Genomic DNA, 22873 nt, shown 5'->3' on the forward strand with positions numbered 1-22873 from the left:
TGTCATGTAGTGTGGTGATCGCTCTTCGCCCGCGCCCGTCCCGCACCGAACCGAGGAACATGTCTCTCCCGCGTCCCACGCGCCGTCCCCGGCTGCTCACCGCCCTCCTGCTCACCCCGCTGCTCACCGGCTGCTTCGCCGAGTCCGGCGGAGCCGGCCCGGCCGCCGAGGGCGAGGGCGGCTCCCGGCTCCGCGTCGCGCTCGCCTTCCCGCCCGCCGAGCGGCTCTCGCCGTACGGCGCCGACGCCACGATCCTCAGCAGGCTCGGCGTGACCGAGGGGCTCACCGCGCTGGACGCCAACGGCGGCGCCGCGCCCGCGCTCGCCGAGTCCTGGCGGAAGGACGGCGACCGCGCCTGGGTGTTCACCCTGCGCGAGGCCGAGTTCCAGGACGGCACCGACGTCACTCCGGCCGCCGTCGTCCGCGCCCTCACCCACGCGGCCCGGGCCGAGCCCGCCCCGGCCGCCCTGACCGGCGTCACCCTGACCGCCCGGGCCGAGGGCGACCACGCGGTGCGCGTCACGACCGGCGCCGCCGACCCCGTGCTCCCGCTGCGGCTGGCCAGTCCCGGCCTCGCCGTCCTGTCCGCCAAGGCGTACGACGCGAAGGGCGGCGTCGACCCGGTCGGGACCGCCACCGGCCCCTTCGCGCTCACCAAGGTCACCGGCTCCACCGCCGCCACCCTCGACCGGAACGACGACTACTGGGGCGGACTCGCCCGAGCCACCGGAATCGACGTCCGCTTCGTCGCCGACGGCACCGCCCGCGCCAACGCCCTGCGCACCGGCGACGTCGACATCGCCGAGGCGGTACCGGTCGCCCAGGCCGCGACCCTGGACCAGGACACCCGGCACGAGACCGCCACCACCCGCACCACCAGCCTCCTCCTCAACTCCCGGTCGGGGCCCTTCAAGAACGCCGGAACCCGTGCCGCCGCCCGCGCCGCCGTCGACACCTCCGCACTCGCCCAGGGCGTCTACGAGGGCCACGCCGACGCCGGAGCGGGCATCTACGGGCCCGCCGTGACCTGGGCCGAGGGCGGGCGCGTGGCGGTGACGGGCCGGGCGAAGGCGGTACGGCCCGCCGGTACCTCCGTCACCCTCGCCACCTACGACAACCGGCCCGAACTCCCGGAAGCCGCCCAGGTGCTGAAGCAGCAGCTGGAGCAGGCCGGGTTCGCCGTCCGGCTCGTCGTGCGCGACTACTCACGGCTGGAGGGCGACGCCCTCGCCGGGAAGTTCGACGCCGTCGTCCTCGCCCGCAACACCCTCGTCGACACCGGCGACCCGGTCGCCGTCCTCGCGAGCGACTACACCTGCGACGGCGGCTACAACCTCGCCCAGCTCTGCGACGAGGACGTCGCCCGGGCCGTCGCCCGGGCCGAGGCCGCCACCGACACGGGCAAGCGCCAGGCCGCCGCCCTCGCCGCCGAGGCCGAGATCCTCGGCACCGACGCCGTCGTGCCGCTGGTCCACCAGCGGGTGATCACCGGTGTCCGCACCGGGGTGAAGGGCGTCCGCCTCGACCCCTACGAGCGGGTCCTCGTCGGCACCGGGACCCGGCGCTGACCGATGCGGACCCTGTTGTGGCGGGCCGCGCTCGCCGCCGCCCTGGTGTGCGGGATCGGGCTGCTGCCCCTGCTCACCCACACCGACCCCGCGCTCACCATTCTCAAGGCACGCTCCCAGGACCGCGATCCGACCCCCGAGGTGCTCGCCGGTATCCGCGCCCAACTCGGCCTGGACAAGGGCCCCTTCCAGCTGCTCGCCGAGTGGGCCGGCGGGCTGGCGCGCGGGGACGCCGGACGGTCGTGGATCTCCGGCGGGGAGGTGGCCCCGGCCGTCCTCTCGGCACTCGGCGCCTCCCTCCTCCTGATGACGGCCGCCCTCGCGGTGGCCGTCTGCACCGCCGCTGCCGTGTGCGCCCGGACCCTGTGGACCGGCGGCGGCCGGCGCTCCGGCGGCACCGGTTCCGCCGTCCTCGCCGCGCTGCCCGAGTTCCTCACCGCCTCCGTCCTCGCCACCGTCGTCGGCGTCCAGTTGGGCTGGCTGCCGGCCCTCGGCTGGTACGGCCCCCGCTGGACCGTCCTGCCCGCACTCGCCCTCGGCCTGCCGGCCGGCGCCGTCCTCGGGCGGCTCCTCGACGACCTGCTGCCCGGCGCCTTCGCCGAGCCATGGGCCCGGGCCGCGGCGGCCCGGGGCGTGCCCGCCCGGCGCATCGCCCGTCAGGCCGTACGCCGCTGCGTCCCCGGACTCCTGCCCAACGCCGGGCTGTTCGTGGTCGGGCTGACCGGCGGCGCCGTCGCCGTGGAGCAGATCTTCGACATCCCCGGCCTCGGCCGCACCACCCTCCAGGCCGCCCTCGCCCAGGACCTGCCCGTCCTCCAGGCGGGCACCCTCGCCCTCCTCCTGCTCGCCACGGCCGCCGCGTTCGCCTGCCGGCTCCTGGTCCGCCTGCTGATCGGCCCCGCCCTGCGCGACGGAGCGCTGCCCGCCCCGCACCGTGCGCCCCCGGCCGGCCGCCGCACCACCCCCGTCGCCCTCGCCGCCGTCCTCCTCACCCTCGTCGCCGCCGGCCTGCCCCGCGACCCGCTCGCCCTCGACACCACCGAACGACTCCGACCCCCGTCCCCGGCACACCCGTTCGGTACCGACGCGCTCGGCCGCGACCTGCTCGCCCGGGTCGCACACGGCGCCCTCGACACCCTGCTGCTCGCCCTCGCGATCAGCGCCGCCGCCCTGCTCGCCGGGGTGCTCCTCGGACTGCTGCCCCGGCTGTCCGGACCGCTCGTCGACACCGTCAACGCCGTACCGCCCGTCCTGGCCGCCCTGCTGGTCACGGCCGTCGCGGGCGGCGGACCGCTCGCCCCCGCCGTCGCCGTCACCGCCGTGGCCTGGGCGCCGCTCGCCGCCCACACCTCCGCGCTGCTACGACAGGAACGCGCCACCCTCCACCTCACCGCCACCGTGGCCCTCGGCGCCGGCCGCCGCCAACTGCTCCGCCACGAACTGCTGCCCGCCGTGCTCCCGCCCGTCGTCCGGCACGCCCTGCTCCGGCTGCCCGGCGTCGCCCTCGCCCTCGCCTCGCTCGGCTTCCTCGGCCTCGGCGCCCAGCCGCCGTCCCCGGAATGGGGCCTCCTCCTCGCCGAGAACCAGCCGTACGCCGAACGCGCCCCCTGGGCGGTCCTCGCCCCCGCCGCCGCCCTCGCCCTGCTCGGGGCGCTGGCCGTGACGGCGGCGGCCGAACGGCCGGTCAGGCGACGGAAGGCGACATGACTCCCCGCCTCACTCCGCTGCTCCGGCTGCTGATCCTCACCCAACTCGCCTTCAACATCGGCTTCTTCGCCGTACTGCCCTTCCTCGCCGAGCATCTCGGGCGGACGATCGGCATGGCGGGCTGGCTGGTCGGGCTGGTCCTCGGGCTGCGGACCTTCAGCCAGCAGGGGCTGTTCGTGGTGGGCGGGGCACTGGCCGACCGGTACGGGGTGCGGCCCGTCGTCCTCACCGGGTGCGCGCTGCGGATCGCCGGGTTCGCCTGGCTCGGGTACGCCGACCGGACCTGGACGGTGATCGGGGCGGTGCTGCTGATCGGGTTCGCGGCGGCGCTGTTCTCCCCGGCGGTGGAGTCCGAGGTGGCCCGGCAGGCGGTGCTCCGGGAGGCGGCGGGCGAGGGGCCGCGCACCCGGGTCCTCGCGCTGTTCACCGTCGCCGGACAGGCGGGCGCCTTCGTCGGGCCCCTGCTCGGGGCCGCGCTGCTGGCCGTCGACTTCCGCGCGGTGTGCCTCGCCGGGGCCGGTGTCTTCGTCCTCGTCCTCGCCGGGCACGCCGTGCTCCTGCCGCAGCACATCCCCGGCCGACGGCGGGTCCGGGTCCGCGGCGGCCTGCGGAACCTGGCGCGCAACCGGACCTTCCTCGCCCTGTGCTGCGGCTACGGGGCCTGTCTGCTCGCCTACAACCAGCTCTACCTCGCCCTCCCGGCGGAGGTGGAGCGGGCGACCGGCTCGCAGGCCCCGCTCGCCTGGCTGTTCGCGCTGTCCTCGCTGCTCGTCGTCACCGCACAGCTGCCCGTCACCCGCTGGGCGGGGGAGCGGCTCGCACCGCGCCGCTCCCTGGCCGCCGGACTGCTGCTGACCGCCGCCGGGTTCGCGGCCGTCGCGGCGGCCCGGCCCGCCGACCGGACCGGCACCGCCGCACTGCTGCCCGCCGCCCTGCTCGTCGTCCTGCTCACCCTCGGCCAGATGCTCGTCGCCCCCGTCGTCCGCGCCCGCGTCCCCGACCTCGCCGAGGACGGCCGGCTCGGCCTCTACACCGGCGCCCTCTCCTCGGTCTCCGGCCTGATCGTCCTCCTCGGCAGCGCGGCCACCGGCACCCTGCTCGACGCGGACCTGCCCCCGGCCGTCCCCTGGCTGGCCCTGGCCGCGGTGCCGGTGGCCGCGCTCGCGGTGCTGCCACGACCGGCGCCCGGCTCCGCGCCCGCGCCCGGGTCCGCACAGCCGTCTGCTACCGCCGCACGGGAAATCCCCAGCCGTGAGTGAACGGGGCGTCCCTACCTCGCGTACCACCCGACCGTGGGAGGATCGCTCACCATGAGTGCGTCACCGGCGGTACGGAGCCTGCGTGCCGCGGTGTTCGCCGCGGTGTGCGTACTCCTGGCCGCCGCCGGTCACGGCCTCGCCATGGGCGACCTGCCGCCGCTCTGGGCCGACACGGCCGGGTTCCTGGCCGTCTTCGCCGCGGGGCGGGCCCTCGCGGGACGGGAGCGCGGACTCCCGGAGATCGGCGCGGGCATGCTCCTGACCCAGGCAGGCCTGCACTTCGGCTTCGACGCGGCCCGCCCGGCCGCCCCCGCGCACCCCATGCGGATGGCCGGCATGCACGGCCACGCCATGGTCGGCATGGCGCACCACCCGCACCTGCTCACCGCGCACGCCACCGCCGCCCATGTCGTCGCCGCGCTCGTCGCCTCCTGGTGGCTGCGGTGCGGCGAGGCCGCGCTCTGGTCGCTGCTGCGCCGCGCGGCCGCGCTCGTGCCGGGCCTGGCGGCCTGGTGGCACGACGCCCCGCTGCCCGCCCCGGCCGACCAGCGTCTCCCCGCCCTCGCCCACCCGGTCCGGCCCCGCCTGCTGGCGCTCCGGCACGCGGTGAGCCGACGCGGCCCCCCGATCCCGTACACGGCCTGACAACAGCAACAGCCTCCAACACACTTCAGCCGTACGGAGATCCGTTCACCCATGTCCACCACCCGCCTTGCCCTGCGCCGCGCCGCCACCGTCACCGCGCTCACCGCCACGTCGGTCCTCGTCGCCGCCGGAGTCGCCGCCGCGCATGTCACCGTCCACCCCGAGAGCTACGCCAAGGGCGCCACCGACGGCGTGCTGACCTTCCGCGTGCCCAACGAGGAGGACACCGCCTCCACCACCAAGGTCCAGGTCTACCTGCCCACCGACCACCCGGTCCTGGGCGTGCTCGTCAGCCCGCGCGACGGCTGGACCGCCAAGGTCACCACCAGCAAGCTCAAGACGCCCGTGAAGACCGACGACGGCACCATCACCGACGCCGTCTCCGAGATCACCTGGACCGGCGGCAAGATCGGCGCCGGCCAGTTCGAGGACTTCGACGTCGCCTTCGGCCAACTGCCCGAGGACACCGACGAACTCGCCTTCAAGACCCTGCAGACCTACTCCGACGGCAAGGTCGTCCGCTGGATCGAGGAGGCCCAGAGCGGGGACGAGGAACCGGAGAACCCGGCGCCGACGCTCAAGCTGACGGCGGCGGGGGACGCGGCCGCGGCGTCCACGGCACCTGCGGCCAAGAGCAGCGCCAAGTCGGCCACCGCGTCCGCCGATTCCAGCGACTCCACCGCCCGGGGCCTCGGCATCGCGGGCCTGATCGTCGGCGCGATCGGCCTGGCGGCGGCCGCGTTCACCTTCGTCCGGACGCGGGGCGCACGGTCGTAGGCAAACGAGAAGGGGCCCGGACCATCCCCCGGTCCGGGCCCCTTCTCGTGCTGTCCTCGGCTACCGGACCGCGAGTTCCAGCAGCTCCCGCTCCAGCGCCGCCACGGACGCGTCGACCTCCGCGGCTTCCTCGGACGCCACCGTGATCTCGGCCGCCGCCTCCCGCACCGCGACCCGCCCGTTGTGCCACAGCCACACCACGTCCCGCCCGAAGGACCACAGCAGCGAGCCGAGCGCCAGCAGCACCACGCCCAGGTTGGCCGCGTAGGGCAGCAGGTCGGCGCCCGCCACCAGCAGGCAGACGCCCTGCATCGCGGCGACCGTCTTGCGGGCCATGGAGTGCGGCAGCGGGGCGTTCAGCCAGGGGGCGACCCTGGCCGCCGCCACGAACGCGTAGCGCATGCCGCCGATCAGGAGCACCCACGGCCCGAGCTGCGTCGAGACGTACACGCTGAGCACCAGGATCAGGAACGCGTCGACCTCCATGTCGAAGCGGGCGCCCAGCGCGGTCGACGTACCGGTCTTGCGGGCCACCTTGCCGTCGACGCCGTCGAGGATGAGGGCGACCGCGGTGAGACCCACCAGCAGCGTGACCGGCGGCGAACTCTCGAAGGAGTCGGCGACCAGCGCGGTCACCCCGCCGACCAGGATCGCGCGGCCCAGGGTCACCCGGTTGGCGGGCCCGAAGGAGCGCGGCCGGGTGCGGTGCAGGGCCCGGGAGAGCACCGCCCAGGTGGCTATCGCGAACGCGAGACCCGTCAACCAGCCGGCCGGCCCCATGCCGATCGCCGAGCCGAGCAACGCCAGCAACAGGATCTGTACTCCCGCTCCCACAGCGGTCTCCTGCTGGACCAGCCTGGCTTCGTAAGTGTTGTTCAGGGCCACCGCACGTCCTCCGGCCGAGTGACAGAGTCGATCAACGCCGCGTACTGTGCGCGGCCTGTGCACTTCTCGCTGTGCACATCTCCGTACGTGAACCACTTCCCGATCGTTCAGGAGGATGCCGATGAACTCCTCGGCCCGCGCGTTCTGGCTCCGCTCCCCGGGCCACGGAGAGCTGCGCGACGTCACCCTCACGGGGCCCGGCGAGGGCGAGGTGCTGGTGCGTTCGCTGTACTCGGGAGTCAGCCGGGGCACCGAGACACTGGTGTTCCGGGGCGGGGTGCCCGAGAGCCAACACGCCGTGATGCGGGCGCCGTTCCAGGAGGGCGAGTTCCCCGGGCCGGTGAAGTACGGCTACCTCAACGTCGGTGTCGTGGAGCAGGGCCCCGATGGGCTGATCGGCCGTACGGTCTTCTGCCTGTACCCGCATCAGACGCGTTACGTCGTTCCGGTGAGCGCGGTGACGGTGGTACCCGAGCGTGTACCCCCGGCGCGCGCGGTACTCGCGGGCACCGTGGAGACCGCCGTGAACGCCCTCTGGGACGCCGCGCCCCTGATCGGCGACCGGATCGCGGTGATCGGCGGCGGCATGGTCGGCTGCTCGGTCGCCGCCCTGCTCGCCCGCTTCCCCGGCGTACGGCTCCAGCTGGTCGACGCCGACCCGGCCCGGGCCAGGACCGCCGAGGCGCTCGGCGTGGACTTCGCGGCCCCCGAGGACGCCCTGGACGGCTGCGACCTGGTGGTGCACGCCAGCGCCACCGAACAGGGCCTCACCCGCGCGCTGGAACTCCTCGCGCCGGAGGGCACGGTCCTCGAACTGAGCTGGTACGGCGACCGGCGGATCGCCCTCCCGCTCGGCGAGGCCTTCCACTCCCGTCGGCTCACCGTGCGCAGCAGCCAGGTCGGCACCGTCTCCCCGCGCCGGTCCGGCCGCAGCTACGCCGACCGGCTCGCCCTCTCCCTGGACCTGCTGGCCGACCCGGCGCTGGACGCCCTCATCACGGGCGAGAGCGCCTTCGAGGAGCTTCCGGAGCTGCTCCCGAAGCTCGCCTCCGGGGAGATTCCTGCCCTCTGCCACCGGGTGCGCTACGGCGACAACGGCTGACGGAACGTCCAATTGGCCCGCCAGGCGCGCCTGACCTGAGAAAAGAGTGAGAGTGGACTGAACGCGGGGAAGCCAAGAGCCGTAATAAGGGCATCGCCCGGCAGGGATCAGCCGGGGGACCAGACGCGCCGCACCTGGAGGGTCGTCCGTTGTTCAGCATCACCGTCCGCGATCACATCATGATCGCCCACAGTTTCCGCGGCGAGGTGTTCGGACCCGCGCAGCGACTGCACGGCGCCACGTTCCTCGTGGACGCCACCTTCCGCCGCGAGCAGCTGGACGACGACAACATCGTCGTCGACATCGGTCTTGCCACCCAGGAACTCGGGGCCGTGGTCAGCGAGCTGAACTACAGAAACCTCGACAACGAGCCGGACTTCGCGGGGATCAACACCTCCACGGAGTTCCTCGCGAAGGTCATCGCGGACCGGCTCGCCGAGCGGATCGAGAAGGGCGCCCTGGGCGAGGGCGCCAGGGGCCTCGCCGGACTGGCCGTGACGCTCCACGAGTCGCACGTCGCCTGGGCGAGTTACGAGCGTGCCCTGTGACCGACATGGCCGTCGGCCGCGCCCCGGCCCTCACCTACGTGCCCGCTCCGCGCGCGGCCACCGCCGACATCCAAGCCCCGGCGAACCTCGGGATCCTGCCCATGTCCCTGCGCACCGTGCACTTCGTCATGCCGGGCGGCGTCGACGACCCGGCCCAGCCGAGCGGCGGCAACGCCTACGACCGGCGGGTCTGCCTGGACCTGCCCGGCTTCGGCTGGCAGGTCACCCGGCACGTGGCGGCCGGATCCTGGCCGCGCCCCGAGCAGGCGGCCCGGGACGGCCTCGCGCGCACCCTGCGGGAACTGCCCGACGGCGCGGCCGTCCTGCTGGACGGCCTGGTCGCCTGCGGCGTCCCGGAGATCGTCGTCCCCGAGGCGGAACGGCTGCGGCTCGCCGTCCTCGTCCACCTGCCGCTCGGCGACGAGACCGGCCTGGACCGGGCCGTCGCCGCCGACCTGGACGCCCGTGAGCGCGCGGTGCTGCGCGCCGTACCGGCCGTGATCGCGACCAGCGACTGGGCGGTACGACGGCTGGTCTCGCACCACGGCCTGGCACCCGAACGGGTGCATGTCGCCGCCCCGGGCGCGGACATCGCCCCGCTGGCCGGCGGCACCGACGGGGTCTCGCACCTGGTGTGCGTCGCCGCCGTCACCCCGCGCAAGGGCCAGCACCGGCTGGTCGAGGCGCTCGCCGCGGTCCGGGACCTGCCGTGGACCTGCACCTGCGTCGGCGGGCTCGGCCAGGACCCCGAGTACGTGGCCCATCTGCGGTCGCTGATCGCCGAACACGGGCTGACCGACCGGCTGCACCTGGCCGGCCCCCGCTCCGGCGCCGCACTCGACGCCAGCTACGCGGCCGCCGACCTGATGGTCCTCACCTCGTACGCCGAGACCTACGGCATGGCGGTCACCGAGGCCCTCGCCCGGGGCATCCCGGTGCTCGCCACCGACGTCGGCGGACTGCCCGAGGCGGTCGGCCGCGCCCCCGACGGCGGGGTGCCCGGCATCCTGGTGCCGCCGGAGGACCCCGCCGCGCTCGCCGCCGAACTGCGCGGCTGGTTCGGCGAGGCGGACGTACGCCGCCGTCTCAAGGCCGCCGCGCGCGGCCGGCGGGCGGCGCTCGACGGCTGGGCGGCCACCGCCCGCAGCCTGGCCGGAGTCCTGCTCCGACTCCCCGACGAACCCAGGAGGGCGGCATGACCAGCGAGACCACGACCACTACTCCGGTCGGCGCGATCCCCGCGCAGCCGGGGCCGAGGGATGTTACGGATGCAGGAGTGGGACGAGAGAGCGAACAGGTGTCTTCCGAGGTGATCGCCGGGGCCGGTCCCGTCGTGCGACCCGGCGAGCGGGCCACCGTACGGCTGCGCGAGACCGGGCCCGAGGAGCCGCCGCGGTACGCGCCCGAGTGGCTGGAGCTGCGGGAGGGCGCGGACGCGGCCGCCCGCGCGCACGACCTGCTGGACCCGCTGCGGATCCGGCTGGCCAACCTGCCCGGCAAGGCTGGCGGGATCGTCGTGCACGACCTGGGCTGCGGAACGGGCTCGATGGGCCGCTGGCTGGCGCCCCGGCTCGACGGCGCCCAGCACTGGATCCTGCACGACCGCGACCCCTACCTGCTGCACTTCGCCGCCGTCGCCTCGCCCCGGGCCGCCGCCGACGGCAGCCGGGTCACGGTGGAGACCCGGCGCGGTGACGTCGCCCGGCTCACCCCCGACGCGCTCATAGGCGCCTCGCTGGTCACCGCCTCCGCCCTGCTCGACGTCCTCACCCGGGAGGAGGTCGACATACTCGCCGAGGCCTGCGCCGGGGCCGGCTGCCCCGCGCTGCTGACCCTGTCGGTGGCCGGGCGGGTCGACCTCACCCCGTCCCACCCGCTGGACGCCGAGATCACCGAGGCGTTCAACGCCCACCAGCGGCGCGGCGGCATGCTCGGCCCGGACGCCGTCACGGCCGCCTGCGAGGCGTTCGCCGACCGGGGCGCCACCGTGAAGGTGCACCCCAGCCCCTGGCGGCTCGGCCCCGACGAGAAGGCGCTCACCGAGCAGTGGCTGCGCGGCTGGGTCGGCGCCGCCGTCGAGCAAAGCCCCGAACTGGCCGAGCGCGCCGAGGCCTACCTGGCCGAGCGGCTCGCCGCCAACGCGGCCGGTGAACTGCGCGTCCTCCTGCACCACAGCGACCTGCTGGCGCTGGCCCGGCCGACCGGAGGCACCTCGTGAGCACGCCCACCCTGGTCCGGGAGAGCGCGTCCGTCGCCCCGGTGAACGTGGGCCGGCGCCTCACCTTCCGTGCCGTCCGTCCCCACCTGGGCACGGCCGCCGGCGCCGCCATCATCGGCGTGCTGCTGTGGCGGCTGGGCACCGGCGTCTTCCTCGACGGACTGCGCCGGATCGACACGCCGACGCTGCTGATCGGCCTGGTGATCGGCGCGGTCACCACCGTACTGAGCGCCTGGCGCTGGCAGTTGGTGGCCCGCAGCCTCGGTCTCCGACTGCCGCTCGGGCCCGCCGTCGGCGACTACTACCGGGCGCTGTTCCTCAACGCGGCCCTGCCCGGCGGGGTGCTCGGCGATGTGCACCGGGCGGTGCGGCACGGGCAGAGCGAGGGCGACATCGGGCGCGGGGTCCGCGCGGTCGTCCTCGAACGGACCGCCGGCCAGATCGCGTTGACGGTGTTCGGTGCGGGCGCGCTGCTGATCCTGCCCTCGCCGGTCCGCGCCGACGTCCGCAGCTTCGCCCCGCTGGCGGCGGCCGGGGTCGCGGGCGCGATCGCGATCGTGGTCGCCCTCCGGATGAACAAGGCCCCGGGCAGGCGCGGCGGCGCCCTGCGCTCGACGCTCGCCGAGGCCCGCCGGGCGCTGCTCTCCCGGAAGAACGGTCCGGGCGTCGCGCTGTCCTCGGCGGTCATCCTCGCCGGGCACGTCGGCATGTTCGTGGTGTCCGCGCGGGTCGCCGGTTCCGCCGCCTCGGTGGCGGCGGTGACGCCGATCGCGGTGCTGGCGCTGGTCGCCATGGGCCTGCCGCTGAACGTCGGCGGTTGGGGGCCCCGGGAGGGCGTCACCGCCTGGGCGTTCGCCGCGGCCGGTCTCGGCGCGAACACCGGGCTCGCCACCGCCGTCGTCTACGGCGTGCTCAGCTTCGTGGCGGCGCTGCCCGGCCTGGTGGTCCTGGTCGTCCGCTGGTACGCCGGGCTGCGCTACTCCGGCCCGGCGGTGAGCAGTTCGAAAACCGCCCCGAAGGAATCCGCCAGGCTCGCCAGCAGTTCCTTCCCCTTTTCCGCCGACCCCAGGGAAGGACGGCCGATCACGCCCGACTCGGTATAGGCGGACATTCCCAGGGTGAGGAGATGACGACGGTCGTCAGCGGCAAAGTCAGCGCACTTGTAACCAGGGCGGACCAATTCGGGATGAGCGTGCAGCAGAATGGAGGTCTCGATTTCCCCGGCATGCATGTCGGTGAGCGCCGAGGTCTCCACCCCGGCCTTTTCCAGCGCCGCCGCCCAGTCCTCCGCGGCCGGGTACAGCGCCATCCGCTCGCCCCGCGCGGACGCCTCCTGCACGACGTTGCCCAGCACGTAGTTGCCGCCGTGGCCGTTGACCACGACCAGTGCCTCGACGCCGGAGCGGCGCAGCGAGGCGGCGATGTCGTTCACCACCGCGTGCAGGGTCACCGCGGAGATGCTGACGGTCCCCGGCCAGGCGGCGTGCTCGTGCGAGCAGGAGACCGTCACCGGAGGAAGGAGGTGCACCGGGAACGTGGCGGCGATCTCCCGGGCGACGGCGCAGGCGACGAGGGTGTCGGTGGCCAGCGGCAGGTACGGGCCGTGCTGTTCGAAGCTCCCCACGGGAAGGACGGCGACCTGTGTTGAAACGCCCGCCCCCCTGGTCCGTACCTCTTCCGTAGTGTCCGCCGGCAACAGACCGTATGCCGCCGTACGCGCGCCCGAACCACTCATCTTTTCACGGCCTTTCGTCTCTGCTTAGGAATCAGATCATGACAGAAAACATCGGCGTACTCGGCAAGAAGTCCCCACGGCGTTCGGGCGTGGAACGCGTCGTGAATGCACCGCTGCCCACCGTCTACGGGAAATTCCAGGCGATCGGCTACCTGGACCACGACCGCGGTGACGAGCAAGTCGCCCTGGTCTACGGGGACATCGACAGCGACCGGGTGCTGACCCGGCTGCACTCGGAGTGCCTGACCGGGGACGCGTTCGGCTCCCAGCACTGCGAGTGCGGCGACCAGCTGGCCGCGGCGCTGCGCGCGGTCGTCGCCGAAGGCAGCGGCATCGTCGTCTACTTGCGGGGACACGAGGGCCGCGGCATCGGTCTGCTGGCCAAGCTGCGCGCGATGGCCCTGCAGGCGGAGGGCCTGGACACCGTCGAGGCCAACCTCGCGCTCGGCCTGCCCGTCGACGCCCGCGACTACGGTGTCGCCGCCGGCATCCTGAGCGACCTCGGGGTGCGCTCGGTGCGCCTGATGTCCAACAACCCGCGCAAGCGAGAGTCCCTGGTACGGCACGGCATCGAGGTTGCCGAAACGGTCCCGCTGCTGATCGAGCCGTGCGAGAACAACATCACGTACCTGCGCACCAAGCGGGAGCGCCTGGACCATGTGCTGCCCCACCTGGACGCGGTCGCGCACTGGTCCTGAGGTACCGGGCGGCCTCCCGGGGAAGGATCGGGGGAGACCGACAGGAGGTACACGCGTGAATCTTCGGGCCCAGGCAGTGATCATCGGCGGCGGGGTGATGGGCACCAGCATCGCCTACCACCTCGCGAGCGCGGGCGTCCGCGACGTCGTCCTCGTCGAACGCGACGAGCTGGCCGCCGGATCCACCTCGAAGGCCGCGGGCGGAGTGCGCGCCCAGTTCTCCGACGAGCTCAACGTCCAGCTGGGCGCGCGCAGCTTAGAGGCCTTCGCCCGCTTCGGGGAGGAGATCGGGTACGACATCGGGCTGCGCCGGGTCGGCTACCTCTTCCTCCTCTCCACTCCCGAGGAGGTCGCCTCCTTCGAGGCGAGCGTCCGGCTCCAGAACCACCTCGGCGTGCCCAGCCGGATGCTCACCCCGAAGGAGGCGGTCCGGCTCTCCCCGCTGATCAGCACCGACGGGCTGCTGGCCGCCGCGTACTCACCGGACGACGGCCACTGCACCCCCGAGTCCGTCGTGCACGGCTACGCGGCCGCGGCCCGCGCCCACGGCGCCCGTGTGCTGCGCCACACCGAGGTCACCGGCATCGAACGGGACGGCCCCTATGTCACCGCCGTCCACACCACCCTCGGCCGGATCGCCACCGACACGGTGGTGTGCGCGGCCGGGCCCTGGTCGAGGGCGGTCGGCGCGATGGCCGGCGTCGACTTACCGGTGCAGCCCCTGCGCCGCCAGATCGCGGTCACCGAACCGGTCCCGGGGCTGCCGCCCACGCTCCCCATGACGATCGACTTCAGCAGCAGCCTGTACTTCCACGCCGAGGGCCCCGGACTGCTGCTCGGCATGTCCGACCCCGACGAGCGGCCGGGCTTCGCCACCGACGCCCACGACCGCTGGATCCCGCGCCTGTACGAGACGATGCGGCGGCGCGCCCCGGCCCTGCTCGACCTGCGCCGCACCGGCGGCTGGGCGGGCCTGTACGAGAACACCCCGGACCACAACGCCCTGATCGGCGAAGCCCCTTCGGTCTCCCGGTTCCTGTACGCCACCGGGTTCTCCGGTCACGGCTTCCTCCAGGGCCCGGCGGTCGGCGAGGTGATCCGCGACCTGTATCTGGGCCGGGCACCCTTCCTGGACGTCCGCCCGCTCAGCGCCGGCCGGTTCGCGGCCGACGCTCCCCGCCCGGAGTCCAACCTGGTCTGACCCGGGCGTTCGCTCAGTCCTGGATCGTCTCGTGGACGAGCCGGCGCAGCTCCGGGAAGATCTTCAGGGACCTGGGGCGCAGCTGGGTGTGGAACTGCACGGTCAGGTCGTGGGTGGGGTCGACCCAGAACGCGGTGGTGGCGGCCCCGGTCCAGCCGTAGGCGCCGGGGCTGCTCGGCGAGAGGGTGCGGGCGGGGTCGATCACCACCGAGACGCCCAGGCCGAAGCCGAGGCCGTCGTTGCCGGGTTCCTGGTGGACGGGGGCGCCGAAGGCGCGCAGGTCGGCGCCGCCGGGCAGGTGGTTGCCGGAGAGCAGGCCGACCGAGGCGGGGGAGAGCAGCCGGACGCCGTCCAGCTCGCCGCCCCGGCGGAGCATCTCCATGAACCGGTGGTAGTCGTACGCGGTCGCCGCCAGGCCGCCGCTGCCGGACAGGAAGCGGGGGCGGCCCCGCAGCGGCAGCCCGGGGATCGCCTCGATGCCGCCGTCCGTCTCGCCGTACAACTCGGAGAGCCGGTCGGCCTGTTCGGGCACGATGTGCAGGCCCGCGTCCGGCATGCCGAGGGGGCGGAAGATCCGGTCCGCGAAGAACTCGTCGAGCCCCTGTCCGGAGACCACCTCGACGACCCGGCTGAGCACGTTGAAGCCCACCGAGTAGTTCCACCGGGTGCCCGGCTCGAACTGGAGCGGCATCCGGGCGTACACCGCCATCGTCTCCGCGAGGTTCGCGCCCGCCGGTACCGAGAACTCCAGGCCCGCCTCGCGGTAGAGGGCGTCCACGGGGTGCGTGTGGTAGAAGGCGAAGGTCAACCCGGCGGTGTGGGTGAGGAGATGGCGGATCAGGATCGGTCCGTCGGCCGGCCGGGTCACCGTGTCCTCGCCCGAACCCGACACGTACACCCGGGGTTCGGCGAACTCGGGCAGGAAGCGGTCGACCGGATCGTCCAGCGACAGCAGGCCCTCCTCCACCAGCAGCAGGATCGCGACCGCGGTGACCGGCTTGGTCATGGAGTAGACCCGCCAGATGGTGTCCGGTTCGACCGGCAGCCCCGCCGCGCGGTCGCGGTGGCCCTGCGTGGTGAGGTGGGCGACCCGGCCGCCGCGCGCCACGGCCACCAGGTAGCCGGGCAGGCGCCCTTCGTCGACGAAGTGGGCGAAGTGCTGGTCGAGGCGGTCCAGCGCCTTCACGTCCAGCCCGACCTCACTGGGGTCGACTTCCTGTCGCAGCTGTGCCATCGCTCTCCTCCGGTCGCGTCGTCCGCGGTGCGGTCCGACCTCGGATCTCATCGTCGCGCAGGAAGGGGGGAACGGTCCCGCTCATCCGCGTGTGGTGTGACGGACGCTATAGGAGATGCGCCGGGGAGCGGACGGGCGAGCGCCACCCCGAGCGCGGCCAGAAACCCCAGGACGAGCAGCGGTTCCGTGGCTCCGGAGGGCAGCAGGGCGCCCGCCACGGCCACCCCCAGCACCGGCCCGATGTTGAGCGCGGTCTGCTGCGACCCGCCCGCCACCCCGGCCGAACCGGCGTCCGCCCGCCGTACGACGACCTGGGTCGCCGCCACCATCACCGTGCCGAACCCGGCGCCCAGCGCCGCGAAACCGCCGTACAGCGCGGGCGCGGCCGAGGGCCGGGTCAGCAGCAGGACACCGACGGCGAGCAGGGCCATGGCCGCCGCGGTGGTGCGGCGCGGGCCGTACCGGCGCAGGAGTACGGGGCACAGGGCGGCGGACGCCACCATCAGCACCGCCAGCGGCAGACCGCGCAGGGCGCTGGCGAACGGGTCGAGGCCGAGGGTGCGTTGGAGCACGTAGACGGCGACGAACAGCGTGCCGAACAGCGCCGCCGACGCGGTGACCAGGACACCGAGGGCCGCCCCGACCGCCGGGACGCCGATCACTCCGGGCGGCAGCAGCGGGCTCGCCGTCCGCCGCTCGTGCCGGACGAACACGGCCCCGATGACCACGGCCACCCCGAGACTCGCCGCCGCACCGGTGACCAGTCCGTGCACCAGAGCGGCCAGGGTCACCGCGAGCAGCAGCGCGCCCGTTCCGTCCAACGGGGTCCGGACCGCCGGTCGTGGCTCCCGCCCGGCCAGCGCGAGCACCCCGAAGGCCGCCGTCGGCAGCACATGGAGGAAGAACACCGCCCGCCAGCCCAGCCCCGCCACCAGCGCCCCGCCGACCAACGGCCCCGCGGCGGCCGCCAGTCCGACGGCGGCCGTGCGCACCGCGAGCGCCTTGGCCAGCCGGTCCGGCGGACAGGCGGTCCGCAGCATGCCGAGCGTCGCGGGCTGCAGCAGCGCCCCGAACACGCCCTGGGCCACCCGCAGTCCGATCACCCAGCCGATCCCCGGCGCACAGCCGATACCGGCCGAGGCGGCGCCGAAGCCGAGCATGCCGAGCCCGAACATCCGCCGCTGCCCGTACCGGTCGGCGAGCCGCCCGGCGAAGACCAGCAGGCTCGCCACCGCGATGAGATAGGCGGTGCTGGTCCACTGCACCTCGGCGAAGGAGGCGTGCAACTCCCGTTGCAGCGTGGGCTGTGCGACCGTGAGCACCGTGCCGTCCAGCGCGACCACCACGGCGCCCGCGACACTGCTCACCAGCGTCAGCCGCCGGTTCACCGGCCGGCCTCCGGCCCGAGGTGCGCGTCCAGCGCGGAGCGCAGCAGGGGCCCGAAGTCCTCAGCGCCGGTGGCGAGTCGGAGGCTGCCCCAGCTCCACAGCTGGGCGATGCCGTGCAGGTTCGCCCACAGGGCGCCCGCGACGAGCCGCGCGTCCGCGCCGGGCCTGGCCCGGCCGACCAGGTCGGCGAGCAGCCCGAACAGCGGCAGGCTGGTCTCCCGCAGCCCCAGATGGCCGCTCTCCAGCAGGTCGTGACGGAACATCAGCTCGTACATGCCCGGGCTGTCCCGCGCGAACTCCAGGTACACCCGGGCCAGCGCGGCGACTTGTGCGCCCGGTGCCGCCGTACCGTCGCCCAGCGCCGCCGCTCCGCGCGCGGCCAGCTCGGTGAAGCCCCGGCGTGCGATGGCCGAGAGCAGTTCGAGATGCGTGGGGAAGTAGCGGCGGGGCGCCCCGTGCGAGACCCCCGCCCGGCGGGCGATCTCCCGCAGGGTCAGCGCCTGGGCGCCCTCGGCGGCCACCAACTCCACGCCGACGTCGACCAGCCGGTCGCGCAGGCTTGTCTCGGACTCTGTCATAGACACTGTCTACCAGGCGGCCGTAGACAGTGTCTACAGCCTCGGTCCGGGAGATCCGGAAGGTCCGGAAGGTCCGGAAGGTCCGGAAGGGAATGCCGGACGGCGGCGGCGGGGTTGTTCGCCGTATGACCCAGGACGCTCTTCTGAAGCTGCTCTCCGAAGGCCACGCCGGGGTGCTGGTCACCCTCAAGGGCGACGGCCGCCCCCAGCTGTCCAATGTCAGCCACGCGTACTACCCCGACGAGCGGACCGTGCGCGTCTCGATCACGGACGACCGCGCGAAGACCCGCAACCTGCGCCGCGACCCCCGAGCCTCCTACCACGTCACCAGCCCCGACCGCTGGGCCTACACCGTCGCCGAGGGCACCGCCGAACTGTCACCGGTCGCCCAGGACCCGCACGACGAGACCGTGGAGGAGCTCGTCCGCCTCTACCGCGACGTCCAGGGCGAGCACCCCGACTGGGACGACTACCGCGCCGCGATGGTCCGCGACCGCCGGCTGGTGCTGCGGCTGCGCGTGGACCGGGCGTACGGCATTCCGCGCGCCTAGGGGCTGTCCGGTGCGCGGGGGTGGCGTCAGTAGACGCTCCACTTCTGGTTGCCCCCGCCGGAGCAGCCCCACAGCTGCAGCCGCGCGCCGTTGTCGCTCCGTACGTCGGTGACGTCGACGCATTTGTCGGCCTGGACGTTGACCAGGTCGTCCGCCGCGGTGAGCCGGAACCGCTGGGCCCCGGAGCCGTCGCAGCCGGCGAGGCGGACCGCCGCGCCGTCGTCCCGCGAGCCCCCGGCGACGGTCATGCACTTGCCGAGGCTGCGGACGCTGCCGTCGGCGAAGAACGTCCACTTCTGCCAGTCGGCACCGCCGCAGTCCCAGATCTGCAGGGGGGTCTGGTCGGCCGTGCTGCCGTCCGTCACGTCGATGCAGCGGCCGGATCCCGCGCCGCGCAGCCGGACGTCCGCGACGGTGACCGAGGGGGTGTGGGGTGCGGCGGATGCGGTGGGCGTGGCCGCGCCGCCCTTCTTGCCGCCGCTCTTCTTGGTGCCGGCGGACTTCTTGGAGGGGGCCGACGAGGGGGTGGGCGAGGGCGTCCGCCCCTGGGGCGCGCTCTTCACGGACGCCTGCGGGGTCGCTCCGCCGGAGGAGCCGGAGGAGCCGGAGGAGCCGGGGGCGTAACCGTCCTTCCCGTCGCCGAGGAGGGAGCCCGCCGCGGATCCGGACGCGTCGGAGTGGTCCGTGCCGTCGCCGTCGCCTCCGCTCAGGAGGAGCGGGGTGCCGATCAGGAGGGCGGCCACGAGGGCGGCACCGGCCAGTACCGCCGGGCCGGGGCGCCGGGCGCGACGCGCGGGCGTGGCGGTGGTGACGACCGGGGCGTCCGGGGCGTCCGCGTCGCTCGTCCGGCCGGGTGCCTCGGTGGTGAGGGCCGCGAACTCCGCCGCGGCGGCGGACATGGGCGGTACGGGCGCGTACTCGGGACCGGGTTCGGGTTCGGGGGCGGCTCCGTCGGGGGCCGCCCCCGGTCTCGGCGCGGGGGACGAGGCGCCTGCCTCGGCTATCGCCGACGGGCCTCTCTCGCGGCGGGGCAGGGGTCCGCGCGGACGTGGGGTGGCGGGCGGCTCCGACGAGGCGGCGACGTCTTCCGCGGTCGGATCGTCGGGGGAGGCGGTCATGTCATCCTCGCAGTGAGAAGTCGGGGGGAGCGTAACCGGTTTCCGTTCGTGGACGTGACTCCGCACGACGACGGTTCCCGGACCCGGCGCGAGGCACGGCAAGCGCTCCCGCGTCCGGATCTCCCCCGGTGAGTTGCGCCATTGAACGGGGCGGGACGGTGCCGTGGCAACGCGGCGCACCGCGACCCCCGTTGCCCGGCACCGCCGCGGTGCGGAGGCGGCCTAGGCCCTGCGGTCCAGGGCGAGCGGCCGATGGCCGGGGGAGCCGCGGATACCTAGGCTGCTGAGAAGGAAACGCCGGCTCAGGAAGAGGTCACGATGCCCGTCGACGGCCGTAGTCACATCCGGATCGCCCGCCCCTCCCGGGACCTCGCGGCGGCCGAGTGCTTCTGGGTGGCGGGCCTCGGACTGGGCGTGGTGTGGCGGGCCGAGGGCGGGCCGGAACCCGGTGAGCACGACCTGCTGATGATGGGCCGGCCGGACGCCGGCTGGCATCTGGAGCTGGTCCACGAGCCCGCCCGACCCGTCGAACCCCGGCCCACCGAGGAGGACCTGCTGGTCGTCTACGTCGACGGACCGGTACCGGAGGAACTGGTCGCCCGGCTGGAGGAGCACGGCGGCAAGCGGGTGCCCTCGCCCAACCCGTACTGGAACCAGTGGGGCGTCACGGTCGAGGACCCCGACGGATACCGGCTGGTGCTCTGCGAGCGGGGCTGGTCCAACGCGTGACGGAGGGTGATGGCACGTGGTGGCGGGTGGCGGCGCATGGTGGCGGGTGCTTGCCGACCGCCCGCTCCGCGACTAGCCTCCGCGCGTGATCAATGGGGCACATGTGGTGATCTACTCGCGCGACGCCGAGGCGGACCGCGCCTTCCTCCGGGACGTCCTGGACTGGCCGCACGTCGACGTGGGGCACGGCTGGCTGATCTTCCGGCTGCCGCCGGCCGAGGTCGCCTGCCACCCGGCCGACGGCGAACCGTCCCACGAACTGATGCTGATGTGCGACGACCTGGACTCCACGGTCAGCGAACTCACCGCCAAGGGCGTGGAGTTCAGCCGACCCGTCCAGGTCGCGGCCTGGGGCCGGGTGACGGCCTTCCGGTTGCCGGGCGGAGGCGAGGTCGCCTTGTACGAGCCCCGTCACGAGCGCGCCTAGTTCCGGCTTCCTCCCGCACCCAGGTCTCCAGGCAGTGCGTGAACTCCGCTGCCTTGTCCGGCCAGTTGAAGTGGGTCAGGGCCGCCTCACGGCCGCGCTGGGCCGCGGTGTGCCGCAGGATCGCGTCGGCGCCCAGCCGCCGTATCGCCGCCGCCGCGGCGCGCGGATCCTCGTACGGGACGACGAGACCGCAGCCGTGCCGCTCGACCATCTCCGCCGCCAGCGGGGTGGGCGTGGTGATCACGGGAACCCCGTGCGCCATGTACTCGACGACCTTGGTGGGCCGTGAGTGGCGGTAGTTGGGCTGGTCGTGGAGGAGGGAGAGGCCGGCCAGGGCGCCGGAGAGCAGCGCGAGGGCCCGGTCGTTGGGCAGGAAGCCGTGCCAGCGCAGCACCCCGTCCCGGTCGGCCGCCGTGAGCGCCTCCCGGACGTCGGGGTCGGCCGCGCCGGCCACCTCGACCCGCAGGCCGGGGCCCAGCTGCCGGGCCGTCTCGATCAGGTCCAGCGCGCCGCGGGCCCGGGACAGGTGACCGACGTAGACGACGTGCCCGGTGCCCGGCGCTTCGGGCGCGTGGACGGGCGCGGTCGTGAAGTTCGGCACCACCGGGTGGGTGCGGCGGAACCGCCGCTGGTAGGCGTCCTCGGCGAGCAGCAGCCGCAGATGGCGCTCCGCGAGCCGCTCGGCCGCCCGTACGCCCAGCCGCAGCGGCGGCCGCAGCGGTTTCGGCACCCAGCGCTTCATGGCGAGCGCCGCCGCGGTGTCCTCGTGGACGTCCCAGACGACCACCGGACCGGCCCCGGACCGCCGCCAGCGGCGCAGGGTGCCCGGGAGCGTCAGCAGCAGCTCCGGGTCGTGCAGGAGGACCACGTCCGCCTCGTGGCCGCGGGAGGCCAGCAGGGCACGGGCGGCGCCCACGGCCGCCCGGCGGTCGCGGCCGGCCGCCCGGGGCAGGTCGATGCCTTCGAGATCCGCCCGGGGCCGCACCTCGCGGGCCGAGAACGGGGCCGCGTACACGACGTGGTGACCGCGTTCCCGCAGCGCGCCGATCTGCCGGTGCAGGATGCGCGCGTCCTCGGGGTGGTGGACGACGGTGACGACGAGTATCCGCATCTGAGCGCCTTTCGACTCCGCGGCTCGGAGTCCTCGGACTCCGGGCCGCGGAAGGGGGGTTGCCGCAGGGGTCGCCTAGAGCACCTCGACACCGGGCCGGAAGATCCGCCCCCGGGTGTCGAAGAGCAGACGGGCCTCGTCGCCGAGGGCCGGGAGGTCGTACACGGAGTGGTCCTGGAGCAGGATCGTCAGGTCGTGCGAGCGCACGGCGGCCGCCACGTCGGTGACGCGGGGCACGGCCTCCCCGTCCACGAACCAGGCCGGTACGAAGGGGTCGTGGAAGGCGATCTCCGCCTCCCGCTCCCGCAGCAGCCGGGCCACCGGCACCGCGGGCGCCTCCCGCTGGTCGGCGACGTCCGGCTTGTAGGTGACGCCGAGCAGGAGCACCCGGGAGCCGTGCAGGGCGCGGCCCTCGTGGTTGAGCAGGTCCTGGGCTCGCCGGACGACGTACTCCGGCATATGTGCGTTGATCTCCCGGGCGAGTTCCACGAACCGGAACTCGTAGCCGATCGAACGCACCTTGTACGACAGGTAGTTGGGGTCGATGGGGATGCAGTGGCCGCCCACCCCGGCGCTCGGCCGGAAGACCTGGAAACCGAACGGCTTGGTCCCCGCGCAGCGGATCGCGTCCCAGACGTCCACCTTCAACTCGCGGCAGAGAATGGCCAGTTCGTTGACCAGGGCGATGTTGACGTGCCGGTAGGTGTTCTCCAGGAGCTTGGCCATCTCGGCTTCCCGGGTGCCCTTGGCCTGCACGACCGTGTCGACGAGCTTGCCGTAGAAGGCGGCCGCCTTCGCCGAGCAGGCCGGGGTGAGGCCGCCGACCACCTTCGGTGTCTCGCGCAGCCCGTGCGTGGTGTTGCCCGGGTCGATGCGCTCCGGTGAGAAGGCCAGCGCGAAGTCCTCGCCGGCCCGCAGTCCGGACTCCTCCAGGAGCGGCTTGACGACCTCCTCGGTGGTGCCCGGATAGGTCGTCGACTCCAGGACGACGAGCCGTCCCCGGCGCAGCCGGCCCGCCACCGCGCTCGCGGCCGAGGTCACCGCGCGCAGATCGGGCCCGCCGTCCTCGCTGAGCGGGGTCGGCACGCAGATCACGATCGTCTGCGCCCGGGCCAGACAGGCGTCGTCCGTGTACGCGGTGAACCCGGCCTGCCGCATCCGGGCGACGTCCTCGTCGGAGACGTCGTCGACATGGGAGTGGCCGGCGTTGAGGCCCTCGACGACCCGTGGGTCGAGATCGAGGCCCGCTACTCTCAGGCCGACCAGCGACGCCTCCCGCGCGAGCGGAAGTCCGACGTAGCCGAGCCCGATGACGGCCAGTTCGACGCCGTCGGTCTGTTCCTCGTCCCCGAGCGATGCGCTCAATTCCCCGAGCGGTACGGCATTTTCAGCCT

General features: G+C 74.2%; 22 protein-coding genes and 1 pseudogene. 15 read left to right on the forward strand and 8 right to left on the reverse strand.

Annotated elements, in window-relative coordinates; all coding sequences use genetic code 11:
* Positions 1–59 precede the first annotated feature (59 nt).
* Genes ACGFZS_RS25130 through ACGFZS_RS25150 form a run of 5 tightly spaced genes read left to right on the forward strand, consistent with a single transcriptional unit; the run spans position 60 to position 5956 of the window.
* A complete protein-coding gene (locus ACGFZS_RS25130; RefSeq protein WP_393797041.1) occupies positions 60–1568 on the forward strand; it encodes an ABC transporter substrate-binding protein in 1509 nt (502 codons plus the stop codon).
* A gap of 3 nt (positions 1569–1571) precedes the next feature.
* Positions 1572–3275 carry an ABC transporter permease subunit gene (locus ACGFZS_RS25135; protein WP_393797042.1) on the forward strand — a complete coding sequence of 568 codons (1704 nt, stop codon included), beginning with the start codon at positions 1572–1574 and terminating at the stop codon, positions 3273–3275.
* Entirely contained in the window at positions 3272–4534 is a 1263-nt protein-coding gene (locus ACGFZS_RS25140) for an MFS transporter (RefSeq protein ID WP_393797043.1), read from the forward strand. Before ACGFZS_RS25135 ends, ACGFZS_RS25140 begins: the two co-directional genes overlap by 4 nt.
* 51 nt (positions 4535–4585) lie before the next feature.
* Positions 4586–5179: a hypothetical protein gene (locus ACGFZS_RS25145; RefSeq protein WP_393797044.1), complete on the forward strand. Its 594-nt coding sequence runs from the start codon at positions 4586–4588 to the stop codon at positions 5177–5179.
* 51 nt (positions 5180–5230) lie between these two features.
* A complete protein-coding gene (locus tag ACGFZS_RS25150; RefSeq protein WP_393546467.1) occupies positions 5231–5956 on the forward strand; it encodes a YcnI family protein in 726 nt (241 codons plus the stop codon).
* Positions 5957–6016: 60 nt separating this feature from the next.
* Here ACGFZS_RS25150 and ACGFZS_RS25155 read toward each other — a convergent pair whose 3' ends face one another.
* The gene (locus ACGFZS_RS25155) at positions 6017–6841 is read right to left on the reverse strand and encodes a CDP-alcohol phosphatidyltransferase family protein (protein WP_393797045.1); all 825 of its coding nucleotides are present in this window, start codon (positions 6839–6841) and stop codon (positions 6017–6019) included.
* 121 nt (positions 6842–6962) lie between these two features.
* Here ACGFZS_RS25155 and ACGFZS_RS25160 point away from each other — a divergent pair, with 121 nt between their 5' ends.
* The 5 genes and pseudogenes from ACGFZS_RS25160 to ACGFZS_RS25180 form a co-directional block, all read left to right on the forward strand.
* Positions 6963–7943, forward strand: coding sequence for a zinc-binding alcohol dehydrogenase (locus ACGFZS_RS25160; protein ID WP_393797046.1), 981 nt, complete (start codon positions 6963–6965; stop codon positions 7941–7943).
* 149 nt (positions 7944–8092) lie between these two features.
* Positions 8093–8491 (forward strand): 6-pyruvoyl tetrahydropterin synthase family protein, encoded by a 399-nt coding sequence (locus ACGFZS_RS25165; protein WP_385681504.1) that lies wholly within the window; start codon positions 8093–8095, stop codon positions 8489–8491.
* Positions 8492–8496: 5 nt separating this feature from the next.
* Positions 8497–9690, forward strand: a complete 1194-nt coding sequence (locus ACGFZS_RS25170) for a glycosyltransferase family 4 protein (protein WP_393659969.1) — start codon at positions 8497–8499, stop codon at positions 9688–9690.
* Positions 9687–10709 (forward strand): trans-aconitate methyltransferase, encoded by a 1023-nt coding sequence (locus tag ACGFZS_RS25175; protein WP_393797047.1) that lies wholly within the window; start codon positions 9687–9689, stop codon positions 10707–10709. The genes ACGFZS_RS25170 and ACGFZS_RS25175 overlap by 4 nt, the downstream gene beginning before the upstream one ends.
* 119 nt (positions 10710–10828) lie before the next feature.
* Positions 10829–11587 (forward strand): annotated as a pseudogene (locus ACGFZS_RS25180) (YbhN family protein); the annotation flags it as partial.
* Positions 11588–11685: 98 nt separating this feature from the next.
* Here the strand turns inward: ACGFZS_RS25180 and ACGFZS_RS25185 are convergent.
* A complete protein-coding gene (locus ACGFZS_RS25185; protein ID WP_393797048.1) occupies positions 11686–12444 on the reverse strand; it encodes a creatininase family protein in 759 nt (252 codons plus the stop codon).
* A gap of 38 nt (positions 12445–12482) precedes the next feature.
* Here ACGFZS_RS25185 and ribA point away from each other — a divergent pair, with 38 nt between their 5' ends.
* Both ribA and ACGFZS_RS25195 read left to right on the forward strand, forming a co-directional pair.
* Positions 12483–13142, forward strand: coding sequence for a GTP cyclohydrolase II (ribA, locus tag ACGFZS_RS25190; protein ID WP_352362339.1), 660 nt, complete (start codon positions 12483–12485; stop codon positions 13140–13142).
* A gap of 55 nt (positions 13143–13197) precedes the next feature.
* Complete coding sequence (locus ACGFZS_RS25195; RefSeq protein WP_393797049.1) at positions 13198–14343, forward strand: NAD(P)/FAD-dependent oxidoreductase; 1146 nt, start codon at positions 13198–13200, stop codon at positions 14341–14343.
* Between the two features lie 13 nt (positions 14344–14356).
* Here ACGFZS_RS25195 and ACGFZS_RS25200 read toward each other — a convergent pair whose 3' ends face one another.
* From ACGFZS_RS25200 to ACGFZS_RS25210, 3 genes are read right to left on the reverse strand one after another with little or no spacing between them, the layout of a single operon-like run.
* Complete coding sequence (locus tag ACGFZS_RS25200; RefSeq protein WP_393797050.1) at positions 14357–15577, reverse strand: serine hydrolase domain-containing protein; 1221 nt, start codon at positions 15575–15577, stop codon at positions 14357–14359.
* 47 nt (positions 15578–15624) lie between these two features.
* Entirely contained in the window at positions 15625–16965 is a 1341-nt protein-coding gene (locus tag ACGFZS_RS25205; RefSeq protein ID WP_393797051.1) for an MFS transporter, read from the reverse strand.
* Positions 16962–17543, reverse strand: a complete 582-nt coding sequence (locus ACGFZS_RS25210; RefSeq protein ID WP_365687994.1) for a TetR/AcrR family transcriptional regulator — start codon at positions 17541–17543, stop codon at positions 16962–16964. Before ACGFZS_RS25210 ends, ACGFZS_RS25205 begins: the two co-directional genes overlap by 4 nt.
* Positions 17544–17668: 125 nt before the next feature.
* Here ACGFZS_RS25210 and ACGFZS_RS25215 point away from each other — a divergent pair, with 125 nt between their 5' ends.
* A complete protein-coding gene (locus tag ACGFZS_RS25215; RefSeq protein WP_393659372.1) occupies positions 17669–18094 on the forward strand; it encodes a PPOX class F420-dependent oxidoreductase in 426 nt (141 codons plus the stop codon).
* Positions 18095–18120: 26 nt separating this feature from the next.
* Here the strand turns inward: ACGFZS_RS25215 and ACGFZS_RS25220 are convergent, their stop codons facing one another.
* On the reverse strand, positions 18121–19212 hold the full coding sequence (locus ACGFZS_RS25220) for a ricin-type beta-trefoil lectin domain protein (RefSeq protein ID WP_393797052.1): 1092 nt from the start codon (positions 19210–19212) through the stop codon (positions 18121–18123).
* A 318-nt stretch (positions 19213–19530) separates the two neighbouring features.
* On the opposite strand from ACGFZS_RS25220, the gene ACGFZS_RS25225 reads away from it, so the two are divergent.
* Positions 19531–19941, forward strand: coding sequence for a VOC family protein (locus ACGFZS_RS25225; protein WP_393797053.1), 411 nt, complete (start codon positions 19531–19533; stop codon positions 19939–19941).
* Positions 19942–20026: 85 nt separating this feature from the next.
* Positions 20027–20368, forward strand: coding sequence for a VOC family protein (locus tag ACGFZS_RS25230; protein ID WP_393797054.1), 342 nt, complete (start codon positions 20027–20029; stop codon positions 20366–20368).
* On the opposite strand, the gene ACGFZS_RS25235 is transcribed toward ACGFZS_RS25230, so the two are convergent.
* Both ACGFZS_RS25235 and ACGFZS_RS25240 read right to left on the reverse strand, forming a co-directional pair.
* Positions 20265–21479, reverse strand: coding sequence for a glycosyltransferase family 4 protein (locus tag ACGFZS_RS25235; RefSeq protein WP_393797055.1), 1215 nt, complete (start codon positions 21477–21479; stop codon positions 20265–20267). The two genes, ACGFZS_RS25230 and ACGFZS_RS25235, sit on opposite strands and share 104 nt — an antisense overlap.
* A 75-nt stretch (positions 21480–21554) precedes the next feature.
* Positions 21555–22844: a nucleotide sugar dehydrogenase gene (locus ACGFZS_RS25240; protein ID WP_393797056.1), complete on the reverse strand. Its 1290-nt coding sequence runs from the start codon at positions 22842–22844 to the stop codon at positions 21555–21557.
* Positions 22845–22873 lie beyond the last annotated feature (29 nt).

The organism is Streptomyces sp. NPDC048288, from assembly GCF_043201555.1.
Classification (GTDB): Bacteria; Actinomycetota; Actinomycetes; order Streptomycetales; family Streptomycetaceae; genus Streptomyces.

What these genes read in the sequence shown, in the direction of transcription:
- ACGFZS_RS25210 (WP_365687994.1), bottom strand. Translation starts at nt 17,543, where the DNA reads ATGACAGAGTCCGAGACAAGCCTGCGCGACCGGCTGGTCGACGTCGGC.
- ribA (WP_352362339.1), top strand. Translation starts at nt 12,483, where the DNA reads ATGACAGAAAACATCGGCGTACTCGGCAAGAAGTCCCCACGGCGTTCG.
- ACGFZS_RS25170 (WP_393659969.1), top strand. Translation starts at nt 8,497, where the DNA reads ATGGCCGTCGGCCGCGCCCCGGCCCTCACCTACGTGCCCGCTCCGCGC.
- ACGFZS_RS25235 (WP_393797055.1), bottom strand. Translation starts at nt 21,479, where the DNA reads ATGCGGATACTCGTCGTCACCGTCGTCCACCACCCCGAGGACGCGCGC.
- ACGFZS_RS25185 (WP_393797048.1), bottom strand. Translation starts at nt 12,444, where the DNA reads ATGAGTGGTTCGGGCGCGCGTACGGCGGCATACGGTCTGTTGCCGGCG.
- ACGFZS_RS25145 (WP_393797044.1), top strand. Translation starts at nt 4,586, where the DNA reads ATGAGTGCGTCACCGGCGGTACGGAGCCTGCGTGCCGCGGTGTTCGCC.
- ACGFZS_RS25160 (WP_393797046.1), top strand. Translation starts at nt 6,963, where the DNA reads ATGAACTCCTCGGCCCGCGCGTTCTGGCTCCGCTCCCCGGGCCACGGA.
- ACGFZS_RS25135 (WP_393797042.1), top strand. Translation starts at nt 1,572, where the DNA reads ATGCGGACCCTGTTGTGGCGGGCCGCGCTCGCCGCCGCCCTGGTGTGC.
- ACGFZS_RS25220 (WP_393797052.1), bottom strand. Translation starts at nt 19,212, where the DNA reads ATGACCGCCTCCCCCGACGATCCGACCGCGGAAGACGTCGCCGCCTCG.
- ACGFZS_RS25140 (WP_393797043.1), top strand. Translation starts at nt 3,272, where the DNA reads ATGACTCCCCGCCTCACTCCGCTGCTCCGGCTGCTGATCCTCACCCAA.
- ACGFZS_RS25175 (WP_393797047.1), top strand. Translation starts at nt 9,687, where the DNA reads ATGACCAGCGAGACCACGACCACTACTCCGGTCGGCGCGATCCCCGCG.
- ACGFZS_RS25225 (WP_393797053.1), top strand. Translation starts at nt 19,531, where the DNA reads ATGCCCGTCGACGGCCGTAGTCACATCCGGATCGCCCGCCCCTCCCGG.
- ACGFZS_RS25215 (WP_393659372.1), top strand. Translation starts at nt 17,669, where the DNA reads ATGACCCAGGACGCTCTTCTGAAGCTGCTCTCCGAAGGCCACGCCGGG.
- ACGFZS_RS25150 (WP_393546467.1), top strand. Translation starts at nt 5,231, where the DNA reads ATGTCCACCACCCGCCTTGCCCTGCGCCGCGCCGCCACCGTCACCGCG.
- ACGFZS_RS25130 (WP_393797041.1), top strand. Translation starts at nt 60, where the DNA reads ATGTCTCTCCCGCGTCCCACGCGCCGTCCCCGGCTGCTCACCGCCCTC.
- ACGFZS_RS25200 (WP_393797050.1), bottom strand. Translation starts at nt 15,577, where the DNA reads ATGGCACAGCTGCGACAGGAAGTCGACCCCAGTGAGGTCGGGCTGGAC.